Raw genomic sequence first — 9,002 nt, 5'->3', positions numbered from 1 at the left:
ATCAAAAGAATTTTTTGTTTCATTTTGTTTGGATTTGATTTAATGGAATTATTGATTAAATAATGATTTTAGTGTATCAACTCAATTCGAGAGTAATACCGTGTTGGCTTTTTCATAAATTTTGATTTAATGGTTGTAAATTTTATTAATGATTCGAATATATTCTTTTGAAATATTTTAAAAAATACAACTTTTGTGAATAAAATGCTTGGCTTTGTGAATGGGCAGTTTTATTTTGTGAGTGTATCAGTTGGTGGTTTTTGGGTTTATTAAGTTTCATTACTCCTTCTTTTAATTGTTCGTAATATCTCTGATTTTTGTTAACATCCTCTTAACAAAGTGTAAACATATATCACTATTTAGACATGTAATAAATTAGATCTCTTGATTGTACAATTCACTTATTGGTTTTATTTTTAAGCAATTAATTTAAAACCGTAAGTTGATGGTCAAAAAATCATTTTTTCTTTTTATTTTACTGGGTTTTACAGGAATTACACTTTTTGCTCAAACTCCTACAAAGTGGCGAGGTCCGAATGGCAACGGTGTTTACAATGAAACCGGTTTGCTAAAACATTGGCCGGAATCAGGGCCTGAAATAATCTGGCATTTCGATGGATTGGGCGAAGGGCACTCTTCCCCGGCTTTTGCCAACGGAATGATTTATCTCTCCGGTATGGAAGGCCAGACGGGCTACATTTATGCCCTTTCGCCAGCTGGGGAGTTGCAATGGAAAGTTCCCTACGGCGAAGAGTTTCTTGAAAGTTACCCCGGTTCGCGTTCAACACCTGTTATAGCCGGAGATTTGCTGTACATCTATTCCGGGCACGGTGTGCTCACTTGCATGACTGCCGCAGACGGAAAAGTAAAATGGCGCAAAGATGTATTTAACGATTTCGATGGTGAGAATATCCGTTGGGGCGTTACCGAAACACTGGTAGTTGACGGCGATGTAATATATATTACCCCAGGCGGAAAAACCAACAATGTAGTTGCCCTGAACAGGCATAATGGAAATTTAATCTGGTCGTCGCCCGCCAAAGGTGAGCTTTCAGCCTATTGCACACCGTTGCTTGTTGAATTACCTTCACGAAAATTGCTGGTTACCCACACTGCTGAGCACATAATTGGCCTCGATGCCGAGAATGGAGAAATGCTGTGGTCGCATCCACAAACCAATCGCTGGCAGGTTCATGCCAACACACCGATTTATCATGATGGCGGGGTATTTTGTTTCAGCGGATATGGACAAGGTGGTGTTAAACTCGAATTAAATGCAGATGGCAGCAGTGTGGAAAAAGCATGGACGAACGAACATCTCGACAGCCGTATTGGTGGAATGGTTATGGTTGACGGCTATCTTTACGGTTCTGGAGATAACAGCCGCGAATGGCGCTGTGTTGATTGGGAAACCGGAGAAGAAAAATATGCTTCAACCGATATAGGTAAAGGCGTTACCATCTATGCCGACGGAATGTTGTACTGTTACAGCGACCGCGGTGAACTTGGCCTGGCAGAAGCTACTCCTGAAGGATTTAACCTGAAAAGTAAAACCCGGGTTGATCTGGGATCGGGACAACACTGGTCGCATCCGGTAATCCGGGATGGGCGGCTTTATCTTCGCCACGGGAATACACTTATTGCATATAAAATCAAATAGTAATTGTTTTTAATTATTTTAAGAACAACTGATTGATTTGTGCAGGTATTTGTTTTAAAAATATTTTTTATTTCTCCCTGTAAGTGCTTTTTTATGAATAGAGAAATGCTTGAATCAGAGGCAGACCAGTAAAAAAGGTAGAAGTAGCAGTAATTTATATACAAAGCGTGAAACCGTTAATTCTTACATTTGTAAAAAACAAAATATTATACAATGAAAAATCTTTTAACCGGAGTGTTTTTACTCTTATTTATCTCTTCCTTAAATGCCCAACTGGTACAGTGGCGAGGTCCTGATCGCGATGGGCATTTCCCCGAAACCGGCCTTTTAAAAGAGTGGCCCGAAAGCGGCCCTGAAACTATTCTCGAAGCTGAAGGCATTGGGAAAGGATGGTCATCTCCCATTTTTGCAGCGGATATGATTTATACCACAGGAATGATTGATACCATGGACTACCTTACCGCAATGGATTTGCAGGGAAATATAAAATGGCAGGTTCCTTACGGAAGGTCGTGGAACCAGTCGTTTCCCGATACACGCAGCACCCCGGTGGTGGAAGACAACCGGGTTTACGTGCAAAGCGGAACCGGAGAAGTTTCCTGCATCAATCGCGAAAATGGTGAATCAATATGGAAAGTAGATGTGGACGAAAAGTTTAATGCCGAATACCACAACTGGGGTAACTCGGAAACGCCACTGATTATTGATGACAAGGTCATTTGTTCACCCGGAGGAAGCGAGACTTCAATTGTTGCACTCGATAAAATGACCGGTGAAACGGTTTGGAAAAGTAAGTCACTCGGTGGTGCACGTGGCTACGCTTCTGCAACAATTTATGAATTTAACGGGCATCGTTTTATTTTAGCACTTACTGCTTCTCATTTAATAGCGCTGCATCCCGAAACGGGTGAAATTGCCTGGAATTATCAATATTTCGATCCTGAAAAGTGGACTTCGCAGGATAACGGACTGATATGGACCAACACCCCGGTTTTTCAAGACGATGAAATTTTCATAACTATGGGTTACGACTATCCGGCTGTTATGCTGAAAATGGATTCAACCGGAACATCTGTTTCAGAAAAATATACCAGCCGTACTTTGGATAACCACCATCACGGTGTCATCCTGCACGACGGACATGTTTACGGATCCAACTGGTACAACAACAAACAAGGCCGCTGGGTATGCATGGTTTGGGATACCGGCGAAATTAAATACGTGGAAGACTGGGACACCAAAGGCGTTCTGGTGATGGCCGATGGATTACTGTACGCCTACAACGAGCGTGGAAATGTGGGATTGGTAAAACCAGATCCTGACGGGTTTGAGGTTATTAGTGAATTCAGGATTACCAAAGGTGCCGGGCCTCACTGGGCACATCCGTTTATTAAAGATGGAAAATTATTTATGCGCCACGGCGATGTGCTGATGATATTCGATATAAAGGAAAAATAAATTTATGGATGTAATTGAGAAAATAGAAAAAGGGGATTTTAATCTTTCTGATGAAGAAATCCTGGAAATGTTAAATATTGCAAACAACAGCCGCGATTATTACCGGTTACTTTATGTTTCCGATAATTTGAGCCGGGATAAATTTAAGGAACGCGGATATGTTTTTACCCAAATAGGAATCAATGCTGCACCCTGTTCAATCAACTGCCGCTTTTGTTCCATGGGGATGGAGCATTATTCGTTGGATGCCGAGTGGGAAAAAGATTTTGAAACTCTGCGCGGCGAAATTGCAAGGCTGGAACAACAAAATTACGATGAACTGTTTTTAATGACTACTGCCGATTATCCGATAGAGCAGTTTCTCGATATTTCGAAAAAAGTAAAATCGCTGTTAAAACCGCACCAGCGGCTGGTGGCCAATATTGGCGATTTTGATGAGGCCACTGCAAAAAAATTGAAATCGTCAGGTTTCAGTGCCATTTACCACATAAACAGGATAGGCGAAGGGGAAGACACCCTTGCCAAACCCGCCAACCGTGAAAAAACCATGCAGGCTGTTTTAAGTGCAGGCCTCGAACTTTATTACTGCATTGAACCTATCGGGCCAGAGCATTCTTACCAGGAAATACTGAAGGAGATAAAAAGGGCCCGCGATTTAAAAATTTCTGTAATGGCTGTAATGCGCAGGATTCCTGTTCCCGGGACACCTTTGTTCGATAATGGAAAAATTCCGGCCAGGGAGCTGGCAAAAATTGTGGCAGTTACCAACATCGTCGTCAATCCGCAACGCTCGATGAATGTGCACGAGCCGGCACAAATGGCGATGATGGCTGGAGTTAACCAGTTGTATGCCGAGGTGGGTGCCAACCCGCGCGATGTGAAAAGTGATACGGAAAAGGGGCGGGGTTTTACCCCTGACAAAGCGTGGGAATCACTTTGGGAAGCTGGCTATAAGTCAGCAAAAGAGACTATTTAAAGAATCTGTGAAGTGTGAAAAACTTCTAATTGGAAATCCTGAAATGGATAACAAAAGAATTGTAAATATTTCGGTTATTGCACTGGGCGTTTTAGCGCTGGTATTTATAGTTTGGTGGCTTAGGAACGATCCCACAAGTGATTTTACAGTTAATATCGAAGGAGCCGACAACCGCGGGAAAGGCGCGGAGGCTCAGGAAGTTGAGCTGGGTGAAATCTTTGAACGCTATGCAACTGGTTACACTGAACTGTCAGAAAAATGGCCGCGTTTCAGGGGAGAAGATTTCGACAATATTTCAAAATCACCGGTCAAATTAATTGATCAGTTTCCTGCTGAAGGCCCTGAAATTTTGTGGTCGGTTGAACTGGGCGAAGGCCACGCAGGGGCTGCAATTTACGAGGGACTGGCTTATGTGCTCGATTACGACGAAGAGGAGCGTGCCGATATGTTGCGTTGTTTTTCGCTCGTGGATGGTAAAGAAATGTGGGCACGGGGTTATAACCTGGATGTGAAACGAAACCACGGTATGTCGCGAACAATTCCGGCAATTACCGAAGATTATATTTTAACCATTGGCCCGATGAGCCACGTGATGTGCCTCGACCGCGAAACCGGCGGTTTTCGCTGGGGAATCGATGTGGCAAAAGAATACGAGTCGGAAGTGCCACTTTGGTACACCGGGCAGTGCCCGCTTATCGACGACGGAAAAGCGATTATTGCAACGGGTGGAAATGCACTTATGATTGCCGTTGATTGCGAAACCGGTGAAAAGATTTGGGAAACACCCAACCCGGAAGGCTGGAAAATGTCGCATTCGTCAATTATGCCTTTTACCTATGGCGGTCGTAAAATGTATGTTTACAGTGCCATCGGGGCACTGGTTGGAATAGCTGCCGATGGCGACGATGCAGGCGAAATACTTTGGTCAGCCACAGAATGGAACCACTCGGTGGTGGCACCCTCGCCGGTTTGCATGCCCGACGGAAAAATTTTCATGACGGCCGGATACGGTGCGGGAAGCATGTTGTTGCAACTTTCAGAAAATAATGGTGAATTTTCTGTTGAACCATTAATGGAGTACAGGCCACGGGATGGTTTGGCCTGCGAACAGCAAACACCACTTTACTGGGAAGGATACCTGTTTGGGATTATCCCGAAAGATGGCGGGCCCAACCGGAACCAGCTGGTTTGCGTGCATCCCGATAATCCGCAGGAGGTGGTGTGGACCAGCGGCGCTGATAAACGATTTGGCCTCGGTCCCTATTTTATTGCCGATGGAAAGCTGTTTGTCCTGAATGATGACGGAACACTTTTTATCGCACGGCCCAGTACCGACAGCTATATTGAACTTGACCAGGTAAAAGTTATTGAGAACGGCCATGATGCATGGGCACCGTTTGCCATTGCCAACGGTTACCTGATTATGCGGGATGCCGAAACAATGGTTTGTATCGATTTAAACGCTTAATTTTTTGAAATGAAGAACAAGGGAATCATCATTTTTCTATTGGTTATGGCGGCTGTAATTATAGCTGTTTTTGTTAGTGAATTTCGTTCTGACAGGCCCGACAGGAGTAACCCAAATCCGTTTGCCTACGATGTGGAGGAGTTCAAAAATGTTGATCCTGAACTTATTCTTTATAAAGAATCTAAAAACTTCAAAATTGGTTTTAACGAACCTGTTGCAATCGCTGTAAATAACGAAAAAATTTATGTGACTGGAGATAATAGCCTGAAAATAATTGATTTCTCGGGGAAATTGCTCGCAGAATTAAATTTGCCCGGGGAACCGCAGGCAGTGGAGGTTTTCAAAGAAAAAATTTACCTCGCAGCCGGTAACCGTGTTTTTCTTTTAAGCGAAGATGGTAACATATTGAATGAATGGGAACAACTGGACGAAAATTCCTTTATAACAGCCATTGCAGCAACTGAAAACAATGTTTTTGTAGCCGATGCCGGCAAACGACGTGTAATTCGTTATTCTGATGAGGGCGAAAAATTAGGTGAATTTGACGGTAAGGCGGAAGAAGGGGTATTGCATGGTTTCATTATTCCCAGTCCCTGTTTCGATTTGGACATCAATGATGAAGGCGATTTGTGGGTGGTGAATCCGGGATTGCATGCCCTCGAAAATTATACTTACGAGGGAAACCTCCGCTCTCACTGGGAAAGAACCAGTATGAAACCTGAGGGATTTAGCGGTTGCTGTAATCCGTCGCATTTCACATTTTTAAGCGACGGCCGCTTTGTAACCAGTGAAAAAGGCCTGGTGCGAATAAAAACATACAAGCGTTCGGGGGAATTAGAGGGAGTTGTAGCGGCACCCAACAAATTTGTTGACGAAGGCCGGGCACCTGATCTGGCCGCCGACAACCAAAATAACATTTACGCTCTCGATTTCGATAAAAAAATGATACGTGTTTTTGAACCAAAAAATAACACCGGGCTTTAGCCTGGTGAATGTTTCAGGTGCATCCGGAGAAGTAGTTTGAAAAAGATACGTTCTGTGCACCGCAAAACGAAAGACGATAAATGAGATGAACAGAAAAGAATTCATAAAAACAGGGGGGAGATTTTTGATTTTGGGAGGCATGGCAGCCACTACCGGTTACCTCGTGGCCAACCAAAAAGTGGACACTACCTGTTCGGTTTCGCCGGCATGCCGGCAATGCGGACAATTTTCCAAATGTGAATTACCGCAAGCCATTGAAACTAAACAGGAAGAACAAACAATGAGAAAAACTCCGTAGGAAATTAAAATTTAGCCCCCGGTTTCAACCGGGGGTTACAGAATTGCAGATTTTAACAAGGCGCAAGCAGGTCATTTATTTGAAACACTGCCTAATCATGCGCCGCATATTGAATCGTTGATTAGGAGTAAGATAAAAAATATTGCAATGAAATGACCACGACGAAGAACATTGACATACAGAGGTGATTTGAACGTTTGAAAATTCGAAGGTTTGAAGGTTTGAATTCTCGAATAATTTCAAACTCTCGAATGTTCTCCTTTGCGTCTTTTCGTGAAATACATAAACAGATGGAAAACAATACAAAATCGAAAAACCGCCGCGAATTCATCCAGAGTGGAGCACGGCTTACCCTGGCCCTGGCATTGGGTAGTGTCAGCGGACTGGCGTTGAGCAAAGTGGTGAAAGACGATTACGTCTGGCAGATAGATCCGTTTGAATGTAACCAATGCGGGCGTTGCGCCACCGATTGTGTGATGACACCCTCAGCCGTGAAATGTGTACATGCCTACGATTTGTGTGGCTACTGCGATTTGTGCGGCGGCTATTTCAAACCCGATGCCAATCAGCTGAGCACAGCCGCTGAAAATCAGCTTTGCCCAACCGCAGCCATTGAACGTAAATTTATAGAGGAGCCTTATTTTGAATACATTATAAACGAAGACCTCTGCATTGGTTGTGCCAAGTGCGTGGAAGGATGCACATCGTTTGGGAACGGTTCGTTGCACCTGCAAATCATTCACGATATCTGCCTCAATTGCAACGAGTGTTCCATTGCCCGCGTTTGCCCTTCGGATGCCATTAAACGGGTGCCGGCCAGCGAAGCGTACAATGTGAAAGGCGATTTTTCAAAAAACCCGGAATCCTGATTGAAATGAAAAAAATCAAATATATATTATACCTTTTAATTTTTGCCTTTTACCTTTTGCCGTCTCACCTTTCGGCTCAGCAACAAAGGTTTCCGAAACCGGAATTCGAATCAGGTTACGAGCAACCATCCACGGTAACTCCCGAGCCCCGGGCGCTTTCCCTCGAATATTTTGATGTGCTGGTACTTCTGGTGGTACTTTCACTGGCAACCTGGCTTGTGTTGAAAAAACGGTCGAGGCAGGGTATTCTGTGGCTTTCAGTATTCACGCTTATCTACTTTGGATTTTACCGCAATGGCTGTATCTGCTCCATCGGGGCCATTCAAAATGTCACGCTTTCGTTTGCCGACCCGGCCTATGCCATTTCACTTACCGCATTGCTGTTTTTCCTCTTGCCATTGGCATTTACACTTTTTTTTGGCAGAACATTTTGTGCAGGTGCCTGTCCGTTGGGTGCCATACAGGATTTGATAATAATTAAGCCCATCAGTTTGCCCAAATGGTTGAACAAAACACTGGGGTTGATTCCCTATGTTTACCTCTCCCTCGCAGTGCTTTTTGTGGCTACCGGAACCGATTTTATAATTTGCCGTTACGATCCGTTTGTGGGGATTTTCCGAATGGATGCCAAATTCCTGATGGTGGTGCTGGGAATCAGTTTCCTGCTCGTGGGTATGTTTGTAGCCCGCCCGTATTGCCGGTTCTTTTGTCCGTACAGCGTATTGCTGAGCTGGATGTCCCGCTTTTCGAAATGGCATCTCACCATTACGCCATCAAAATGTATTCAGTGTAAATTGTGTTCCAATTCCTGTCCGTTTGATGCCATCGATTATCCCACCGATGAAAAAGAGGTGGTAAAATCGGGACTTGGGCCGAAACGGTTTATAACTTACGCATTGCTTATTCCATTGTGGATTGCAGCCGGTGTGTTTGTGGGGGAACGTTCACATACCTTCCTTTCCAAAGCAAACAACGATGTGTATCTGGCCGAGTTGCTGATATCCAATCCGGAAATTAAAAACGATCCTGATAATATTGATGTACAAACATTCCTCGCTTCAGGTAAAACAATGGAAACACTGGTGGAGGAAGCCGGTGTAATACGTCAGAAATTTTACTATGGGAGCATGATTGCCGGCGGGTTCATCGGCCTTGTAATCGGTGTTACTTTATTGAATACTGTAGTTTTCCGAAAGCGACAGGATTACGTGCCGCACAAAGGAAATTGCCTCAGTTGCGGGCGTTGCATGGATTATTGTCCGGTTGAAGAATAAACGGGTTGCGTGGTT

At 44.0% G+C, this 9,002-nt stretch carries 8 protein-coding genes; all 8 read left to right on the top strand.

Annotation, left to right across the window (positions count from 1 at the left end; translation table 11 throughout):
- The first annotated feature begins 445 nt into the window (after positions 1 to 445).
- Positions 446 to 1,660, top strand: a complete 1,215-nt coding sequence (locus ACTCNA_RS09850; RefSeq protein WP_462947742.1) for a PQQ-binding-like beta-propeller repeat protein — start codon at positions 446 to 448, stop codon at positions 1,658 to 1,660.
- A 213-nt stretch (positions 1,661 to 1,873) separates the two neighbouring features.
- Positions 1,874 to 3,118 (top strand): PQQ-binding-like beta-propeller repeat protein, encoded by a 1,245-nt coding sequence (locus ACTCNA_RS09845; protein WP_462947741.1) that lies wholly within the window; start codon positions 1,874 to 1,876, stop codon positions 3,116 to 3,118.
- Positions 3,119 to 3,122: 4 nt separating this feature from the next.
- Positions 3,123 to 4,094: a biotin synthase BioB gene (locus tag ACTCNA_RS09840; protein WP_462947740.1), complete on the top strand. Its 972-nt coding sequence runs from the start codon at positions 3,123 to 3,125 to the stop codon at positions 4,092 to 4,094.
- A gap of 43 nt (positions 4,095 to 4,137) precedes the next feature.
- A complete protein-coding gene (locus ACTCNA_RS09835; RefSeq protein ID WP_462947739.1) occupies positions 4,138 to 5,562 on the top strand; it encodes an outer membrane protein assembly factor BamB family protein in 1,425 nt (474 codons plus the stop codon).
- 9 nt (positions 5,563 to 5,571) lie between these two features.
- The gene (locus ACTCNA_RS09830; RefSeq protein ID WP_462947738.1) at positions 5,572 to 6,546 is read left to right on the top strand and encodes an NHL repeat-containing protein; all 975 of its coding nucleotides are present in this window, start codon (positions 5,572 to 5,574) and stop codon (positions 6,544 to 6,546) included.
- Positions 6,547 to 6,631: 85 nt separating this feature from the next.
- Positions 6,632 to 6,844 (top strand): hypothetical protein, encoded by a 213-nt coding sequence (locus ACTCNA_RS09825; protein WP_462947737.1) that lies wholly within the window; start codon positions 6,632 to 6,634, stop codon positions 6,842 to 6,844.
- Positions 6,845 to 7,134: 290 nt separating this feature from the next.
- Positions 7,135 to 7,713: a 4Fe-4S dicluster domain-containing protein gene (locus ACTCNA_RS09820; protein ID WP_462947736.1), complete on the top strand. Its 579-nt coding sequence runs from the start codon at positions 7,135 to 7,137 to the stop codon at positions 7,711 to 7,713.
- Between the two features lie 5 nt (positions 7,714 to 7,718).
- Complete coding sequence (locus ACTCNA_RS09815; protein WP_462947735.1) at positions 7,719 to 8,987, top strand: 4Fe-4S binding protein; 1,269 nt, start codon at positions 7,719 to 7,721, stop codon at positions 8,985 to 8,987.
- The last annotated feature ends 15 nt before the right edge of the window (positions 8,988 to 9,002 follow it).

The organism is Tangfeifania sp., assembly GCF_055108615.1.
This window is presented reverse-complemented; position numbering and strand designations above follow the sequence as displayed.

Coding starts and splice junctions, on each gene's coding strand:
- ACTCNA_RS09820 (WP_462947736.1), top strand. CDS start 7,135: ATGGAAAACAATACAAAATCGAAAAACCGCCGCGAATTCATCCAGAGT.
- ACTCNA_RS09850 (WP_462947742.1), top strand. CDS start 446: ATGGTCAAAAAATCATTTTTTCTTTTTATTTTACTGGGTTTTACAGGA.
- ACTCNA_RS09825 (WP_462947737.1), top strand. CDS start 6,632: ATGAACAGAAAAGAATTCATAAAAACAGGGGGGAGATTTTTGATTTTG.
- ACTCNA_RS09840 (WP_462947740.1), top strand. CDS start 3,123: ATGGATGTAATTGAGAAAATAGAAAAAGGGGATTTTAATCTTTCTGAT.
- ACTCNA_RS09830 (WP_462947738.1), top strand. CDS start 5,572: ATGAAGAACAAGGGAATCATCATTTTTCTATTGGTTATGGCGGCTGTA.
- ACTCNA_RS09815 (WP_462947735.1), top strand. CDS start 7,719: ATGAAAAAAATCAAATATATATTATACCTTTTAATTTTTGCCTTTTAC.
- ACTCNA_RS09835 (WP_462947739.1), top strand. CDS start 4,138: ATGGATAACAAAAGAATTGTAAATATTTCGGTTATTGCACTGGGCGTT.
- ACTCNA_RS09845 (WP_462947741.1), top strand. CDS start 1,874: ATGAAAAATCTTTTAACCGGAGTGTTTTTACTCTTATTTATCTCTTCC.